We start from the raw sequence: 18,353 nt of genomic DNA on the forward strand, positions 1-18,353 counted from the left end.
TTTTTTGGTTCTAATCGAGCCATTAACGCTCAAGCCTGCGGCAAAAACGCCTTTAACTGGTTCACCATCGCAAACAGCTCCTCTTCGGTTTGCGCGACCAGATTGATATGCCCCAGCTTGCGTCCTTTGCGCTCGCCCTTGTCGTAGAGATGCAAAAAGGCGTTCGGCATGGTCAGCACCTGTTCCACCGGCCCGGTTTCGCCGATGATATTAATCATCGCCGCCAACGGCTGGCGTGGCGTGGTCGCACCGAGCGGCAAGCCGGTGATGGCGCGCACATGGTTTTCAAACTGGCTGGTCAGCGCCCCTTCGATCGTCCAGTGGCCGGAGTTGTGAACACGCGGCGCCATCTCGTTGGCCACCAGCCCGTCCAAGGTTTCAAACAATTCCAGCGTCAAAACCCCCACATGATCCAACTCGTCCAGCAAGGCCTGCATATAGGCTTCGGCCTGCTGCTGAATCTCCGGCTCGATTTCGCGTGCCGGGGCGATGGTATAACGCAAAATGCCTTCGTGATGGACGTTCTGCACCAATGGATAATAGACGTGCTCGTTATTGGCATTACGCACGGCGACAATCGACAGTTCGCGCTTGAAGTCGATAAACCCTTCCAGAATCAGTTCGCGGTTGCCGATTTCCGACCAGGCCTGCTCAATCTGCTCTTCGCTTCTAAGAACAAACTGCCCCTTGCCGTCATAGCCTTCGGTGGTGGTTTTGAGCACCGCCGGCAGACCGATTTCGGTGACCGCAACCCGCAGGCTATCCAACGAATCGACCAACTGATAAGGCGCACAAGGAATCCCCAGCTTGTCGAAAGTGCCTTTCTCACGGCCGCGGTGCTGGGAGACAAACAGCGATTTTTCGCCCGGATAAACCGGCGTGCCCTGCGCCACGATGCGACGCACCATCTCCACATCGGTGTTTTCGCTTTCGTAGGTGATAACATCGGCAAAGGTCACCAGTTTTTCCAGCGAATCGACATCGTCGCTCTGCTTGTACATGTGCCCGAGCATCGCCGACGGCTCTTCGTCACTCGAGCCGTAAAAGCCGAATTTCTGCCCCAACGGATAACCGGCCAACGCCAGCATACGCCCTAATTGACCTGCACCAAGAACACCAATACGTTTTGTAAACGGGGTCATGCCAACCATTCTCCAAAATAAAAAAACCGTAGCGCACTATTCTAACAAAAGCCTTGGAGTGTCGTCAGGCTTGTTAAAGGCACGCTACGGTCTATCATGCAACCGCGGCCACTCTTTGCGAGCGCCGTCCTAAATCACCGCTGCAATATTTAGTCGCGCGGGTCGGGGTTATCCAGCACCACTTGGGTCTGTTCGGTGCGGAATGCCTTGACCGCTTCACGCACCGCGGCATCCTGATTACCCACAATCATGGCCGCCAAAATACCGGCGTTTTTAGCCCCCGCCTCGCCAATCGCCAAAGTGCCGACCGGAATGCCGCCCGGCATCTGCACAATCGACAGCAAGGAGTCCTGACCGCGCAACGCGCGCGACTGCACCGGCACGCCCAGCACAGGCACCACAGTTTTCGCCGCGACCATACCGGGCAGATGCGCCGCGCCGCCGGCACCGGCAATAATCACCTGCAATCCGCGCGCTTCGGCCTGTTCGGCATATTCAAACATCAGATCGGGCGTGCGGTGCGCGGAAACCACTTTGGCTTCGTAAGGCACATTGAATTTTTCGAGCATTTCTACGGCGTGCTGCATGGTCGGCCAATCGGACTTGGACCCCATAATCACTCCCACCAACACCTTGTCTGACTGAACTGCTTGCGTCATTTTTCCGGTCTCTGATTTTTGAAAAGTGGTCAATTCTACACGCTTTTAAAATTTAATCAACCAACACATATTAATCAACGACTTAACGGCAAAAAGCCCTTCACATCCGCTCTAAAAACGCCGATTAGCGTGGCATAAAACCAAATCCGAAGCACTGAAAAAATTAGATGGCGACGCCTTAAAAACCTTCTGTTAAAATGGCTTTTGTCATACACCTTATGCAGGTTAGGTTTTGTTAGAAACACTTGAACATGGGATCCTACAGATAATGCGTACCCTCTTTGCCATGATCACTCTGTTTCTGCTGTTAGCGCTGAACGGCTGCGATTCACGCAACACAAACAGTTACGACCCGGTGTTTCACGGCAATCCCCATTCCGTTCAGGAATATGTTTTTGCGATCCATCCCCTGCATAATCCCACACGCCTTTACGAAAACTTCAATCCGCTGATGGAATATCTGAATCAGCATATTCCCCATGTCAGGTTCAAAGTCGAAGCCTCGCGCGACTACCAGAGCTTTGACGAAAAACTGAAAAACCGCAGCGTTCCGTTTGCCTTGCCCAACCCCTACCAGACCCTGATCGCCATCGACAACCGTTACCGTGTTATCGCCAAAATCGCCGACGACAACGACTTCAAAGGCATTATTCTGGTCAGAAAAGACAGCCAGATCCGCCAAGTCGCCGACCTGAAAGGCAAAGCCGTCAGCTATCCGGCTCCCAGCGCGCTGGCCGCCACCATGCTGCCGCAGGCCTATCTTCACAGCCACGGTCTGGACGTTAACCATGACATTGACAACCGCTACGTCGGCTCGCAGGAATCGGCCATCATGAATGTCTATCTCGGCAATACTGCGGCCGGCGCCACCTGGCCCTCCCCCTGGAGAGCACTTGGCAAAGAGCGCCCGGAGGTGCAGCAGGCACTCAAAGTCATGTGGGAAACCGAAACCCTCCCCAACAACAGCGTGGTGGTACGCGATGACGTTCCTGAAGCACTGGCTCGACAAGTGCAAACACTCCTCACCCATCTGCACGAATCGGACGAAGGCCGGGACGTTATCCAGAAAATGGGCCTGTCAGCCTTCTCCAGCGCCGACAACCGGACTTACGACAAGGTCAAGGAGTTCATTACCGCTTTTTCCCAAACGGTTCGTCCTTTAGAATCCGTTAGCAATGACAACAACCCCATCCAGCAGACGCCGACTAAATGAATCGTTTTTTCTCGCACCTTTCCATTAGATCGAAACTTATTTATGCCATTGCCGGCGTACATGCCGTGCTCATGAGCATCTTCATTCTGGATCTGACTCACCGCCAGCAAAGCTTTTTGATAAAGGAGTCTTATGATTCCACCCAAGGCATAGCCAAAACCCTCGCCACCAACAGCACTCCCTGGGTACTCTCCAATGATTTGGTCGGCCTGGAAGAGATCATTACGGCGCAGTCCCAACAGACCAACTTTATCTTTGCGATGATCACCGACGCTGACGGCAAGGTACTGTCCTATCATCACAAAGACCGGCCGGCAGACCGCCATGTCGGCGAATATATCGATTTCGGCGACAAGCCGTCCGGCCAAGCGCAACCCCTTGTCTTTTTTGACAATGTCGATGTGATTGATATTGCGGCACCGATTCTCATCGAGCAACAGGTCATCGGCTGGGCACGCGTGCAAATGAGCCGACACAACATCAGCAACAGTATTGAACTGGTCACCGCAGAAGGTGTTCTTTACACCTTGATGGCCATTTTGGTCGGCACGCTGTTTGCCTGGATAATGGGGACCAACCTAACCAAAGACATCTATAAGCTGATTGGCGCCACGCAAAAAGTCCAGCAGGGCGAACGCAATATCGCATTGGGTCTGAAACGCAAGGACGAGCTGAAAACACTTTCCGAAAACTTCCAGGCCATGCTCACCACCATCCAAGACAACGAACACGCCCTGTTCACCGAAAAGGAGCGTGCCGAAATCACCCTCAAATCGATCGGTGACGGCGTCATCACCACCGACCATCAAGGCCGCATCACCTACCTCAACCCGGTGGCCGAACACCTGACCGGCTGGAGCAGCCAATCCGCCGAGGGCCAGCCGGTCGAAGAGGTCTTCGCCATCTATAACGAAGAAACCCTTGAGCCGGTGGAAAACCCTGCACTGAAAAGCATGCAGTTGCAAAAAATTATCGCCTTGAGCAATCACACTATCCTCATCAACCGTGCCGGCGAGAAAATTTCCATTGAAGACTCCGGTGCGCCGATTATCGACAAGAGCGGGCAAACCATCGGTTCCGTGCTGGTATTCCATGACGCCACCGATGCCCGCGAGCTCAAACGCCGCCTGACCTGGCAGGCGCTGCATGACCCCCTTACCGGCCTGAAGAATCGCCAGGCATTTGAAAACCAGCTGGAAATTCTGATTAGCGACGCACAGCAGGACAGCAGCACGGAACACAGTCTTATCTACATCGACCTCGACCAATTCAAGATCGTTAACGACACCGTGGGCCATCAGGCCGGTGATGAACTGCTAAAACAGGTGGCCCTTGTGCTCAAGCAGCAAACCCGTGACAGCGACCTGCTGGCACGCATCGGCGGCGACGAGTTTGCGCTGCTGCTGGAGAACTGCTCGACCGAACACGCCGCCACCATTGCCGAGAAGCTGCGCAGCAGTCTGGCGGGGTATCAGTTCATCTGGGAGAACCGCGGTTTTGACATCGGTGCCAGCATCGGCATCACCGCCATCCATGCGGCCAGCAATAAAGCCGGCATTATGAGCCAGGCTGACGTGGCCTGTTATTTAGCCAAAGACCAGGGCCGAAACCGTGTGCACATATACCGTGAAGACGACCTGGTACTGGCGCAGCAGTTCAATCAACTCAACTGGGTCAGCCATATTAAAGAAGCCATTAAACAGGAACGTTTTGTCCTGTTTGCACAGGAAATCGTGCCGCTGCAGCACGCGAGCACGCAAAAACGGGTGGAAATCCTCACGCGCCTGATGAACGAGGAAGGGCGCATTATCACGCCGGACCAGTTCCTGCCGGCTGCGGAACGCTTCAACCTGATGGCCGAGCTCGACATCTACGTGACCAAGCAGGCGATTAACTGGCTGCAAAGTCATGCCGATGCGATTGAATTAATCAACATCAACATTTCGGGTCAGTCACTCGGCAACCCGCAGTTCAATGCCATGCTTTTACAGGTGCTAGAGAACAACCAGACGCTTAATCACAAAGTCTGTTTTGAAATCACCGAAACCGCCGCCATCACCCACATGTCGGCCAGCATCAGCTTCTTGAACAGCATTAAAAACTTCGGCTGCAAACTCGCGCTGGACGATTTCGGGTCGGGCTTCTCGTCGTTTAGCTGGTTGAAAAGCCTGCCGGTCGACTTTGTGAAAATCGACGGCAACTTCGTTCTCGATGTATTGACCGACAGCGTTGATGCCGCGATGGTCAAGGCTATTCACCAGATTACCGTGGAAATGCACATTCACTCGATAGCCGAATTTGTTGAAAACGAGGCGGTCAGCGACTGGCTGAGAACCGTGGGGATTGAGTACGCCCAAGGCTATCACTTCCACAAACCGTCACCGATCGACACCTTCTTTTAGAATGACCCATTAATTCAAATGCAGATTGGCGCTGTCTACCAGGGCGTAACTGTTGCCGCCCTGCATTTTGGCCTGCTTCTTGGCCTTCGTGGCATAGGAGGTCAGCATCTGTTGATGGCTGAACACCCCGGGCCTGACCAGCAAAACGCCAAGTGACAGACTCATCATCGGGAAGAACTGCTCCTCGCCATTACGCCCTTTGCCCGAAATCCCGCCGCGCTGACGGTCTTCCGGCTCATAAAACCCCATAATCACCTCGCGGAACTCCTGCAGGATCGCCTCACAGATTTCCTCGTACTTTTTAACGCGCGGCGAAATAATCACAAAATCATCCCCGCCGATATGCCCGATAAAATCTTTGGAGGGCCGGGTATGGTGATGCAGAATTTTCGCCATCATGCGAATAATCTCATCGCCCTTTTCAAAACTGTAAAAATCGTTAAAGGGCTTGAAGTGGTCCATATCGATATAGATGACCATAAACTCGCTGTTGCGGCCCATAAACTCGCGGATCGTCTTCTGAATCGGCACATTGCCGGGCAATCCCGATAACGGGTTGGCGTATTGCGCGCTCTTCACCTTCAAATCGGTGATGACACGCAGCAGATCAATAAAATTGCCGCAGCCGCGGTAACGGCCGTTATCGGTCAAGATAAACACCTCGCCACGGCGGCTGTCCTTCTGCTCGGTCACCAGTCGGCTCAACTCCACCAGAGAGGTTTTAACATCGACAATCAGCGGCGTTTTATCCATCACCTTATGCAACGGTTTGCGCTGATGCAGTTCACGCCCGAAACGGTGCGCCAGCATATCCATCAAATCGCGCCGCCACACCATGCCCTGCACCTGTTCGTCATTCACCACCGGCAGATAGTCCCACTGGGTTTCCTTGAGCAAAAACTCGGTCACCTCGCTCACCGAGGTATCGGGTAACACACTGGGAATCTCATGCACCAGACAGGCCGCCGTTTCCTCGGTATGACGCACCGGTTCCAGACGATTCGACCAGGTGTAATTCAGTTCGCAACTCGGCCTGACCTGCGGGCGTTTGAACAGGTAGCCCTGCACATAATCCACCCCCAGATTTTCCAATACCTTAAGGGTGTCGGCATCCTCCACCCCCTCGGCAATGATTTTGGTATTCAAGCCTTTCGCGAGGGCGCAGATGGTTTCGATAAAGCGTTGCTTATCCTTGTCCACCGCCAGATCCCCGACAAAATGTTTGTCGATTTTGACAAAATCGGGTTTCACCTCCGACCAGATGCGCAAGCCATTATAACCGCCGCCCAGATCGTCGATGGCCACCTTGAACCCCATCTCGCGGTAATGATTGATGGATTTCACAAACAGTTCAAAATCCTCGACCGGCTGCAGTTCGGTGATCTCAATCACCACTTGGGACACATCCAACCCCAAGCGATGCAAGCAGTCCAGCGTCATGCTGCGCTGATAGGAGGCCTGCATCAGCGAATTCACCGTAACATTCACGAACAGATATTCGCGGTTGCCGAAATCGTGATAAGCCTCTATGGCCGTCTGTCGCGCCAGCAAATCCATCTCGAACAGACAGTCATGCTCTTCGGCCACATGAAACAGATGCAAAGGACGATACAAGGGCGAATTTTCCGGCCCGCGGATCAGCGCCTCAAAGGCAAACACCTGGCGCGTCTGCAAATCCACAATCGGCTGATAAACCGGCGTAAGGTTCTTCAAGGTAAAAATCGACAGCAACTCCCGCCCCAAAAGGGTTTGCGCCAGCCTGTCATGCAGCCGCTCGTACAAAGGTAAATCATCGTGCTGATGGCAATCGACCATGGAAAACACCGCCTATCGGTAAAGCTCAAGAGCAGTATAGGCTACGAAAAACAGGTTGCCGACGCGTGACGCCTAAATGAATTTTTTATGACGCCGCGGGCAAGGCGGCTAGCGGCCCGTCTGACCATAACATTGACTTATCAACCCAAAAAAACGATAATTCACGCTTACAAAATGAAGCGCCGATTTGATTTTCAGCTTGCGGGCGCATTAAAAGTACGGCTAAAGCGAGGAGTCCTTTTATTCCCGCCGATTATTCCGTACCTCGCATTAACCTAATTAAGATTCTTTCGAGGACCCACTATGACCAAGACAACCGTATTTACTTCTGAGTCGGTTTCAGAAGGCCATCCTGACAAAATCGCCGATCAGATTTCCGATGCCATGCTGGATGCCATTCTGGCGCAAGACCCCAAGGCCCGCGTTGCCTGTGAAACCTTCGTTAAAACCGGTATGGTTTTAATTGGTGGCGAAATCACCACCGATGCCTGGGTTGATCAGGAAGAACTGGTGCGCCGCGTGGTGAAAGAGATCGGTTACGATCGACACGATTTAGGCTTTGACGGCGAAACCTGCGCGGTGCTGTCGTCCATCGGCAAACAGTCTCCGGAAATCGCCATGGGTGTCGACGAAACCAAAGACCATGAACAAGGTGCCGGCGACCAGGGCCTGATGTTCGGTTACGCCACCAATGAAACCGATGTATTGATGCCGGCCCCCATCTACTACGCGCACCGCTTGATGGAACGTCAGGCCTATGTGCGCAAATCCGGCCAACTGGGCTGGTTGCGTCCGGACGCCAAGAGCCAGATCACGCTGCGCTACGAAGACGGCCAGCCGGTGGCGATCGACGCGGTGGTATTGTCTACCCAGCACAATCCTGAAATCGCCCAGAAAGACCTGCAAGAAGCAGTCATGGAAGAGATCATCAAGCCGGTTCTGCCTGCCGAATGGCTGCATAAAGACACGCTGTATCACATCAACCCGACCGGCCGTTTCGTTATCGGCGGGCCGGTGGGCGATGCCGGCCTGACAGGCCGTAAGATCATTGTGGATACCTACGGCGGCATGGCACGTCACGGCGGCGGCGCCTTCTCCGGTAAAGACCCATCCAAAGTGGATCGTTCCGCCGCCTATGCCGGCCGCTATGTGGCCAAAAACATCGTGGCTGCCGGCCTGGCAGACAAGTGTGAAATCCAGGTTTCTTATGCGATCGGCGTGGCCGAACCGACCTCGATCAGCATCGAAACCTTCGGCACGGAAAAAGTCGCGGTTGAGCTGATTGAAAAACTGGTGCGCGAACACTTTGATCTGCGTCCGAAAGGCTTGATCACCATGCTGGATCTGTATCGTCCGATCTACCAAAAAACCGCTTCTTACGGCCACTTTGGCCGCGAATTGCCGGAGTTTACCTGGGAAAACACCGATAAAGCCGCCGCACTGCGCGCAGATGCCGGTTTGTAATCCCGTTTGGTCACACCGTTTGTCATCAATATGCGCTGCAACGCTTCAGGTAAAACCCTTTAGAGTGGCGGCGCATCTGATACAATCCCAGGAAACTTTCAAAAACCACCGCCCTCAAAAACTCAGCAGGCCAGGTGGTTTTTTTAAACCCTATTCGTGAACGCTTCATGAGTCAACACAAAAGGTTTAAGCCCATGAAATCGCAACAAAAATATCCGCAAAAACTCAGCCTGGAATTTTTTCCGCCGCGCACCGAGCAAGGCATGGAAAAACTGCATACGGTCATTCAAGGCTACAAAGCCATTAGTCCCGAATATATGTCGGTGACCTACGGTGCCGGCGGCACCACCCAGGAACGCACGCTGGATACCGTGCGTTATATTCAGGAACACACCCAGTTCGAGGCCGCACCGCACCTGACCTGCATTGGCGCGACCCATGAAAGTCTGACACAACTGCTCGACACCTACGAAGCGCTGGGCGTGAAGCGCATCGTCGCATTACGTGGCGACCTGCCTTCCGGCATGATGGATCCGGGCGAGTTCAAATACGCCAGCGATCTGGTCGCATTCATCCGCGAAGTCAAAGGCGACACCTTCCATCTGGAAGTGGCCGCCTATCCGGAAACCCATCCGCAGGCGCGCAACTGCGAAGTCGGCATCAAATGGTTCAAGCACAAGGTGGAGCAAGGCGCCGATTCGGCGATCACCCAGTATTTCTACAATGTCGACAGCTACCTCTACTTTATCGACAACTGTGAAAAACACGGTATCGACCTGCCGATCATTCCGGGCGTCATGCCGATCACCAATTACGAAAACCTGATCCGCTTCTCCGCCGGATGCGGTGCCGAAGTGCCGCGCTGGCTGAAATGCCGCCTGGAAAGCTTTGAGGATGACAAGGAAAGCCTGCTGGCATTCGGTCAGGAGGTGGTCACGGAACTGTCGCAGCGTCTGCTGGATGCCGGCGCGCCGGGGATTCACTTCTACAGCATGAACCAACTGGAACCGACCTTGAGCATTGCAACCGCATTGACCCTCAAAGGACGGTAATTCAACGACGAACAAGGTAGTAGCAGGATGCGTATTCCTCGACTGTATATTCCCGGCGAATATGCGCCGCAACAGGTGCTGAGTTTAGACAAAGACCAGGTGCACTATGCCCTGACGGTCTTGCGCCTGAAAAACCAGCACCCGATTGAAGTCTTCAACGGCCAAGGCCTGCAAGCTCGCGCCACCTTGATTGTCACCGGGCGGCGCAGCGCCGACCTGTGCATCGAAGAGACCAGCCACCCTCAGGTCGAATCCCCTTTGCAAACCATCCTGGTGCAGGGCATATCTCGTGGCGACCGCATGGATTACACCCTGCAAAAAGCGGTTGAACTGGGAGTCACCCATATCCAGCCGGTGTTTACCGAACGCTGTGAAGTCCGTCTGGATGATGACAAAGCCGAAAAACGCCGCGCCCAATGGCAAGCCATCGTTATTAGCGCGTGCGAACAGAGCGGCCGCACCCACCTGCCACAAATTCTGCCCTTTCTCACCTACCCGGCCTGGTTGGATTCGGTCGCCGCTGAAAAGGCGTTTGGCCTGGTACTCGATCCTTACGCCAAAGAAACTCTGCAAAGCGTTTCCAGACCGGCGAGCGACACGCCGATCCATCTGCTGGTCGGTCCCGAAGGCGGCTTGACCGAAGAAGAGGTTCAACAAGCTTGTGAAGCGGGACTGACCGCTATTCGCCTCGGCCCCAGAATCCTGAGAACCGAAACCGCAGGCCCCACGATTCTGGCGGGCTTGCAACTTCTATGGGGTGACTTTTAACTTACCAAGCTTCTGATTGCTAGGGCCTGTTGAAACACTTATGAGAAACAGCCGACTTATAGGTTACTTATCCCGAATTACGGGTATAATCAAAAACTGAATTTTGCGTTTTATTTAAGTCAAAACTATATGCTCACCAGCCCGATCCTCAAATATCTCCTCGGTGTCTTGCTGACACTCACGCTTTTGATGCAGAACGCGCTGGCCGCAGAATCACCCAATTCCTCCGGAACGCCGGCTAACAAGCCGCTTGAAAAAGTCACGCTGCAGCTTAAATGGCTGCACCAGTTCCAGTTTGCCGGCTACTACGCCGCCAAAATCAAAGGGTTCTACGCCGACGAAGGGCTGGATGTCGACATCCGCGAACGCGACATGTTCCAAAACAATATTCAACAGGTCATCGACGGCCAGGTCGAATACGGCGTTTCCGACAGCGTGTTACTGCTCTACCTGGCCCGTCAGGAACCGGTGGTGATTGTCGCGCCGATTTTTCAGCACTCTCCGCAAATCATCGTCACCTTAAAATCGAGCGGCATCGACAGCCCCTATGAACTGCAGAACCGCAACATCGCCTTTTATCAGAAGGACACCGACGGTTTCTCGCTACTGGCGATGCTGGAACAACTCAAGGTCAAACCGCGTTTCGAGCGGGTATTGATCAAAACCGATCCTAAAATGCTGATCCGCGGCGAGGTCGATGCCTACCCCTGCTATCTCACCAATGAACCCTATCTTTTCCGCGAATGGGGTGCTGACATCAACATTATCCACCCGATGAACTACGGCATCGACCTGTATGGCGACATGCTCTTCACCAGCAAAGCCGAAGCGACCAACCATCCGGAGCGCGTCGCGCGCTTCAAGCGGGCGACCATTCGCGGCTGGGAATATGCGTTAGCGCATAAAAAAGAGCTGGCGAACTACATTCATAACCATCTCAAAGCCAGCAAAAGTATCGAGCACCTGCTGTTTGAAGCGGATGCGCTCGAAGAGATGATCGGCGCCAAAGGCACGCCGATCGGCACGCTAAGCGAGGGCCGCCTGCGCTTTATCAGCGACCTGTTCCAGAAACACCAACTGATCGACAAACCCTTTTCCCTGGAGGAAGGCATTTATCGTCAAAGCGCGCAGTCAATCGAATTCAGCGCCTCCGAACTGGCCTGGATAAAACGCCACCCGGTGGTCAAGGTCGGCGTGGATGCCGCGTGGCCGCCCATTGAATATGCCGATGCCAATCAGAAACTGGCCGGCATCTCCGCCGGGTTTCTCGATTATATCAGTCAAAAAACCGGCATCAGATTCGAACCCGCCACCCATCTAAGCTGGTCGGAAACGGTCAGCCACATGCAGACCCAACAGCTCGACATGTATTCGGCGGTCGCCAATACGCCGGAAAAACGCGATTATACGTTGTTTACCCAGCCTTACCTGCGCTTTCCGATGGTCATCGCCACCTTCCGCGACGAACCCTTTATCAGCGATATGCGCTTTTTAAAAGGCCGTACCGTCGCGGTTGTCGCCGATTACGCCTCCCACGAAAACCTCAAAACCTACTATCCCGAAATCCCGCTGCTATTGGTCAGCACCCCGCAGGAAGGGCTAGAAGCGGTCTCCAAAGGCCAGGCCTATGCCTATGTGGACAACGTCGCCGTGATCAGCCATATTTTGAAAAAAGAGAATCTGACCAATCTGCAGATCTCCGGCGAAACGCCGTTCCGCTCGGATATCGCCATGGCGGTGCGCCAGGACTGGCCGGAATTGCAGAGCATTCTGCAAAAAGTGCTGCTCGCTATGCCGGAGGCCACTAAAAACCGCATCAGCAACAGTTGGCTGCAAATCGCCTATAAAAAAGAAGTGGAATGGCAGACACTCGCCTTCATTGTCGTTCCGGTCGTCGTGATCTTTATCATTATCCTGCTATATAACCGCCAGCTCAGCCGTTTGAACAGCAACCTGCTCTCTGCCCAGCAGCAGTTGACGGAGAGCAATGCCAAACTCTCTAAACTCTCCATTACCGACCACCTGACCGGCGTTTACAACCGCAATTTCATCGATCAGACCCTCAGCAAGGAGAGCAAACGCGCCAACCGCCAAGAAACCACCTTGAGCGTGATTTTGATCGATCTGGACAATTTCAAGCAGGTCAATGACATCTACGGCCACCTGGCCGGTGACGAAGTGCTGATCCGCACCGCCGACTGGGCTCACCATCATCTGCGGGAAACCGACACCTTCGGTCGCTGGGGCGGCGAGGAGTTTATTGCGATCTGTCCGGACACCGACTTGCAGCAGGCCATCGCTCTGGCGGAGAAACTGCGCGAAGGCATCGCGCAGACCGCCATGCCGCATGGCATTCAGCAGACCGTCAGTATCGGTGTGGCGCAATACCGCGAGGGAGAGTCTATCGACCAGCTCATATCCCGCACCGATCAGGCGCTCTATCTGGCCAAACACCAGGGCAAAAACAAGGTTATTAACTGCCAGCAGCTGCAAGCGTCTTGAGGCGTTAGCTGAAATCGCCGGAAGCCAATAACTTCTGCTTAAAGCAGGCCGGAAGAGCGTTATAATGTTTCCATTTCACAGGGCTGCGGGCACGCCGCAAGCAGCACAGCCAATACAGAAAAGAGAAGATCATGCTGTCAACCAATCAGGTTCCTCATCTGCAAACCGCTTTATCCGGTCCGCTACTCGAACTCGAAGCCCACCTGCTGGCAAACCGTACTGAAATCGAATCCTGGTTACGCAAGCAGTTTATGCAGACGCCGGCCCCTTTTTACGCCTCCGTCGACCTGCGTAATGCCGGCTATAAACTGGCGCCGGTCGACACCAATCTGTTTCCGGCCGGGTTCAACAACCTGCATCCCGACCTGCGTTCGCTGGCGGTGCATGCGGCGCAAAACGCCGTGACGCAGATTTGTCCGATTGCCGACGGCATTCTGCTGATTCCGGAAAACCATACGCGCAATATGTTCTATATGGAAAACGTTTTCGCGCTCAAAACCATTCTGGAAAACGCCGGTTATGAAGTGCAGATCGGCTCGCTGTTGCCCGATTTGGATGCGCCTCTGCTGATGGAACTGCCTTCCGGCAATGTCTTGACGCTAAAACCGGTGCAACGTAAAGACAACAAAGTGGGCGTGGACGACTTCTTCCCCTGCGCCGTGCTGCTGAACAACGACCTGTCCGCCGGCCGGCCGGCGATTCTGGAAGACATCGACCAGACCTTGCTGCCGCCTCTGGAGCTGGGCTGGGCCAACCGTTACAAGACCCATCACTTCCAGCACTATGCCGACGTGACGCGTGAATTTGCCGCCTTGATCGGCATCGATCCCTGGCTGATCACGCCGACCTCGGTGCCCTGCGGCCCGATCAACTTCAAGGAGCGCACCGGACTCGAAGCGCTGGCGGAAACCGTCAATCAGATGCTGGAAAACACCCAGGAGTATTACCGCACCCATGACATCGCCTGCAAGCCGTTTGTGATCGTCAAATCCGACAGCGGCACTTACGGCATGGCGATCATGTCGGTCAGCACGCCGGAAGACGTCCTCAATCTTAACCGCAAACAGCGCAACAAGATGGCCTCCGTCAAAGAGGGGCTGCAGGTGGAACAGATGCTGGTGCAGGAAGGGGTTTACACCTACGAAACCATTGATGGCGCCGTGGCCGAACCGGTGGTCTATATGATCGGCAGCCACGTGGTGGGCGGCTTCTACCGGGTGCATACCGGCAAAACGGCCACCGACAACCTCAACTCACCGGGGATGCATTTCCAACCGCTGTCGTTTGAAACGCCGGGCGTGGTGCCAGACGAGCAGCAGTCGCCCGACGCCTCGCCCAATCGTTTCTACGCTTACGGCGTGATTGCCCGTTTGGCGCTGCTGGCAGCGGCACGCGAGATCGCCGAAGCAAAAGCCAAAAAACAAGCTGCCAAATAACGCTTTTCAAAACTCAACAGGCCGGCCTGTTGAGTTTCCATCCACTGCATTTTGAGGAATCCGCCATGAGCCTGAAAGTCGGCATCGTCATGGACCCGATCGACACCATCAAGCCCTATAAAGACAGCTCTTTTGCGATGCTGCTCGAAGCGCAGCGCCGCGGCCACAGCCTGTATTACATGCAGCCGGAAGATGTCTATCTCAAAAACGGCCAGGCCTGGGGCGAGGTCAGCGAACTCAAAGTATGGGATCGCCGTCAAGAGGAGCAGTATTACGGTTTTGGGCAAACGCTGGAAATGCCGCTGAAAGAGCTGGATATTATCCTGATCCGTCAGGACCCGCCGTTCAACAACGACTACCTCTACAGCACCCACATGCTGGAACTGGCCGAAGCCGAAGGCGTGCTGGTGGTCAACAAACCGCAAAGCCTGCGCGACGCCAACGAAAAGCTGTTTGCCAGCTGGTTTCCGCAGTGCACGCCGCCCACCTTGGTGGCAGCCGACCGCGATCGCCTAAAAGCGTTTGTGCAAGAGCATCGCGATACCATCCTCAAACCGCTCGACGCGATGGGCGGCAGCTCCATTTTCCGCGTGCGCCATGACGACCCGAATATCAACGTGATTCTGGAAACCATGACCGGTTTCGGCAAGCACCACATTATGGCGCAGGTTTACCTGCCGGAGATCAAGGACGGCGACAAACGTATTCTGCTGATCAACGGCGAACCGATCGATTATGTGCTGGCGCGTATTCCCGCCGAGGGCGAAACCCGCGGCAATATCGCCGCCGGCGGCACCGGCGTGGGCATGCCCATCAGCGAACGCGAGCGCTGGCTGTGTCAGCAGATTGCACCGGTATTGCGAGCCAAGGGGTTGTTTTTTGTGGGTCTGGATGTCATCGGTGATTACATCACCGAAATCAACGTCACCAGCCCGACCTGCATCCGCGAACTCGATGCCCAGTTCGGCCTGAATATTGCCGGCACCCTGTTCGATTGCCTGGAAAACCACCTGAAAAAATAAGGCCGCAGCCCCAAAGGGTGCGGCCCTATAAAATCGAAAGTTCGTATGCCCGCTGCCTGTCTAGGCAAACTGCATCATATCGTTTTCCAGCACGCCCAAGGCCTCATCAAGATCGGCGGTGACCTTAATAAACGCATGCATCAACTCATCCAGTTTTTCATGCAGTGCCCCGGAAACATCCCCGTCCTGCTTAAGCTGATTGCGCAACTGCAGCGCCTCGTCGACCATGGCATGTTGACGGTGATGCAGGCGTTCAATCTCCTGCCACACCGGCCAGCCGTTAATTTCGGGCTTGGCCTGCGCCAGCTTGCTTAACGCCTTGCCGACGGCACACAGGCTGGGCTGCACCGCCACGGTTTCATCAAACTCGACATTGATGCCGTTCAGATAAGCCTCGGTGGTGGTACGCCAGATACGCATATTGCGGCGAATATCGGTTAAACGCACGCCTTGAATGGAAACGGCTTCATTTCTGGTCTGCTGTTCGACCAAACGCTCGTTCAACTTGAACTTGTCGATTTCGCCGTGCAGGTTGTCGGCCTGCTGACGCAACGAAATCGCCGCCGCCGAGGTCTCTTCCACCAGCGCGGCATTCTGCTGGATATTGGCGTCCAATGAATTGATCGCGGAACTGATGTCGCGCACACTCTGCTGCTGCTCGCCAATCGACTCCATGACGTCACCCAGCGTTCCGCTGATTTTGATGACGCTCTGATCGACTTCGCCGAACATGGTATGCGTCGCATGCACCCGTTCTGCCCCTTGATTGACCTTGCTGCCAGCTTCTTCAATCAACAGTTTGATTTCGCGCGCCGCTTCGGCCGATTTCTGCGCCAGATTGCGCACCTCACCCGCCACCACGGCAAAACCGCGGCCGTGCTCGCCGGCGCGCGCCGCTTCCACCGCGGCATTCAATGCCAGCAAATTGGTCTGGAAAGCGATTCCGTCGATCAAACCGATAATATCGCCGATCTTGGCGGAGGTTTCGCGGATACCCTCCATCGCTTCAATCGAGGCATCCATCGACTCTCTGGCCTGATGGTTCAGCTCCATCGCCTCTTGACTGAGCTGCGTGACCCCTTGCAACGCCTGCGTGTTTTGCTGTTGCAGCTTGTTGATCACCTGCATACTGGAGTTCACGTCTTCCAACGTGGCCGCCGCCTGCTGCGTGCGGTTGGACAGGTCGTCCGAGGCCTGGGCCGACTCTGCCGCCGCCAATCTGACCATATGCGCGACCTTGCGGATCTGCATGATAATCGCACTTAAATTATCCAGGGAAACGTTGGTGGCGCCCTTCATGGCCGCCAGAGCGCCGCTCAACTCTTTTTCGACGCGGAACTGGATATCCCCTTGCGCCAGACCGGCCATGACCTTCACCATATCCTCTATGGCGCCGTTTAGACTGCGCAACAGCACATTGACATTGCTGGCGGTATAAAGATAGAAACCATCCAATCCTTCGGTCGCCAGACTCAAATCGGTATGTCCCTTGGCCGCCAGTTTCAGTGTGGTATCCAGACGCTGTTCGATATTGCGTTGCTGCGTCATATCACGCCACTCCGTCACCGTACCGATACGCTGCCCTTTCTCGTTCATCACCGGCTGGGCGACCAGACGCCATATCAGCTCCTTCAAGTGCAACTCCTCGGAAGACAGCGAGCTTAAACCGCGCAAACGCGCTTTGAATGCCGCCGCATCCGGGTGTAGCGCCGCAAGATCGCTGCCGAGCAGATGTGCCCGCGAAAAGGAGGGATTCATGGCCTGCAATGTGGTTTCGTGCTGACGCAGCAACGTCTCGAACGCCTGATTCAGATAGATGATTTTATCGTCATTGTCGGCCACCAGCATGCAGGTGGAAGCGCTATCCAGTGCGGTCTTGAGACGGGTATTTTGAATCAGCTGCAAACGGTTATCCTCGTAACTGGCCCCCATCTGAATCTGCATGCGCTTCAAGTCCGAAGCCAATTTGCCCACCCAGGTATTGCCGTAAGTATCCACCTGGCGGGTAAAATCGCCCTGCGAGGCGGCTTTCAGCAACTCATCAAATGTCCTGACCTGATTCTTCACGAAGGCGTTGACACGCACCGCATATAACAGCGAAATGGAGAGTACGACCGCTTGAATCAGCCAGGGAACGGTAATGATATTGAGTGCATCCAGTATCCCGAACACACTCATCTGCACGATCAGGAACATCAGGATAAACAGCGGATTGATTTTGTTGGCCAAACAAAGACGTCGCTTCCAGTCGACCACAAAACCGTTTTTAACCTCCGCCTTGCCGGCATTCACCTGTTTGTAGAGCGCCTCGGCGGCGGCTTTTTGCGCATCGCTGATACGGCGGCGTACCGAGATATAACCCACCACTTCGCCGTTTTCCACCACCGGACTGACGTTCGCCTCAACCCAATAATGATCGCCGTTCTTGCAACGGTTTTTGACTAAATTGACCCACGGCTTGCCTTGCTTCAAGGTCGCCCACAAGTCGGCAAAAACGGCCTTCGGCACGTCGGGATGGCGCAAAATATTATGCGGATGACCAATGAGTTCCTCACAGGTATAGCCGCTGATGCGCATAAATTCTTCGTTGACTTCAGTTATGGTTCCGTACAGATCCGTCTTTGAAACAATCGTAATACCGGGCGCTACTTCGCGTTCTTTACCCGTTAAAATCACACCCATAACTCACTTTCCCACTACTTCCATTCGGTAAAAAAGGCGCAAAGTCCCACCGATACCGTCACAAGATTAAAGAAGCCTCTGGTTAAACAATTCCGGCCAGAGACCATGCATTTCCACTAAAATAATCCTACCCTATCCAACCGGATAGCAGCGTTTTCTTTGGCGCCTAAATTTAGCTATTGTATGTCACCTGGCT

Annotated in this window: 12 protein-coding genes; 8 read left to right on the top strand and 4 right to left on the bottom strand. The window is 54.4% G+C overall.

The window, feature by feature from the left end; genetic code table 11:
- Positions 1-29 precede the first annotated feature (29 nt).
- Both HZ297_RS06045 and purE read right to left on the bottom strand, forming a co-directional pair.
- Positions 30-1,142, bottom strand: coding sequence for a 5-(carboxyamino)imidazole ribonucleotide synthase (locus tag HZ297_RS06045; RefSeq protein WP_178862106.1), 1,113 nt, complete (start codon positions 1,140-1,142; stop codon positions 30-32).
- A 149-nt stretch (positions 1,143-1,291) separates the two neighbouring features.
- Positions 1,292-1,801 (bottom strand): 5-(carboxyamino)imidazole ribonucleotide mutase, encoded by a 510-nt coding sequence (gene purE, locus HZ297_RS06050; RefSeq protein WP_178862107.1) that lies wholly within the window; start codon positions 1,799-1,801, stop codon positions 1,292-1,294.
- Positions 1,802-2,069: 268 nt separating this feature from the next.
- Between purE and HZ297_RS06055 the strand changes: the two genes are divergently transcribed.
- Both HZ297_RS06055 and HZ297_RS06060 read left to right on the top strand, forming a co-directional pair.
- On the top strand, positions 2,070-3,014 hold the full coding sequence (locus HZ297_RS06055) for a phosphate/phosphite/phosphonate ABC transporter substrate-binding protein (RefSeq protein WP_178862108.1): 945 nt from the start codon (positions 2,070-2,072) through the stop codon (positions 3,012-3,014).
- 71 nt (positions 3,015-3,085) lie between these two features.
- Positions 3,086-5,416 (top strand): EAL domain-containing protein, encoded by a 2,331-nt coding sequence (locus HZ297_RS06060; protein ID WP_178862109.1) that lies wholly within the window; start codon positions 3,086-3,088, stop codon positions 5,414-5,416.
- A 9-nt stretch (positions 5,417-5,425) separates the two neighbouring features.
- On the opposite strand, the gene HZ297_RS06065 is transcribed toward HZ297_RS06060, so the two are convergent.
- Complete coding sequence (locus HZ297_RS06065) at positions 5,426-7,231, bottom strand: GGDEF domain-containing protein (RefSeq protein ID WP_246261685.1); 1,806 nt, start codon at positions 7,229-7,231, stop codon at positions 5,426-5,428.
- Positions 7,232-7,534: 303 nt separating this feature from the next.
- Here HZ297_RS06065 and metK point away from each other — a divergent pair, with 303 nt between their 5' ends.
- From metK to gshB, 6 genes are all read left to right on the top strand, one after another.
- Positions 7,535-8,695 (top strand): methionine adenosyltransferase, encoded by a 1,161-nt coding sequence (gene metK / locus HZ297_RS06070; protein WP_178862110.1) that lies wholly within the window; start codon positions 7,535-7,537, stop codon positions 8,693-8,695.
- A gap of 194 nt (positions 8,696-8,889) precedes the next feature.
- Positions 8,890-9,747, top strand: coding sequence for a methylenetetrahydrofolate reductase [NAD(P)H] (gene metF, locus HZ297_RS06075; RefSeq protein WP_178862111.1), 858 nt, complete (start codon positions 8,890-8,892; stop codon positions 9,745-9,747).
- 27 nt (positions 9,748-9,774) lie between these two features.
- Positions 9,775-10,515: a 16S rRNA (uracil(1498)-N(3))-methyltransferase gene (locus HZ297_RS06080; RefSeq protein ID WP_178862112.1), complete on the top strand. Its 741-nt coding sequence runs from the start codon at positions 9,775-9,777 to the stop codon at positions 10,513-10,515.
- Between the two features lie 129 nt (positions 10,516-10,644).
- Positions 10,645-13,017: a transporter substrate-binding domain-containing diguanylate cyclase gene (locus tag HZ297_RS06085; protein ID WP_178862113.1), complete on the top strand. Its 2,373-nt coding sequence runs from the start codon at positions 10,645-10,647 to the stop codon at positions 13,015-13,017.
- A 131-nt stretch (positions 13,018-13,148) separates the two neighbouring features.
- On the top strand, positions 13,149-14,453 hold the full coding sequence (gshA, locus tag HZ297_RS06090) for a glutamate--cysteine ligase (RefSeq protein ID WP_178862114.1): 1,305 nt from the start codon (positions 13,149-13,151) through the stop codon (positions 14,451-14,453).
- A gap of 65 nt (positions 14,454-14,518) precedes the next feature.
- Positions 14,519-15,475 carry a glutathione synthase gene (gene gshB / locus HZ297_RS06095; RefSeq protein WP_178862115.1) on the top strand — a complete coding sequence of 319 codons (957 nt, stop codon included), beginning with the start codon at positions 14,519-14,521 and terminating at the stop codon, positions 15,473-15,475.
- 60 nt (positions 15,476-15,535) lie between these two features.
- Here gshB and HZ297_RS06100 read toward each other — a convergent pair whose 3' ends face one another.
- A complete protein-coding gene (locus HZ297_RS06100; protein ID WP_178862116.1) occupies positions 15,536-18,157 on the bottom strand; it encodes a methyl-accepting chemotaxis protein in 2,622 nt (873 codons plus the stop codon).
- Between the last annotated feature and the right edge of the window lie 196 nt (positions 18,158-18,353).

It is taken from the genome of Thiomicrorhabdus cannonii, from assembly GCF_013391695.1.
Lineage (GTDB): Bacteria > Pseudomonadota > Gammaproteobacteria > Thiomicrospirales > Thiomicrospiraceae > Thiomicrorhabdus > Thiomicrorhabdus cannonii.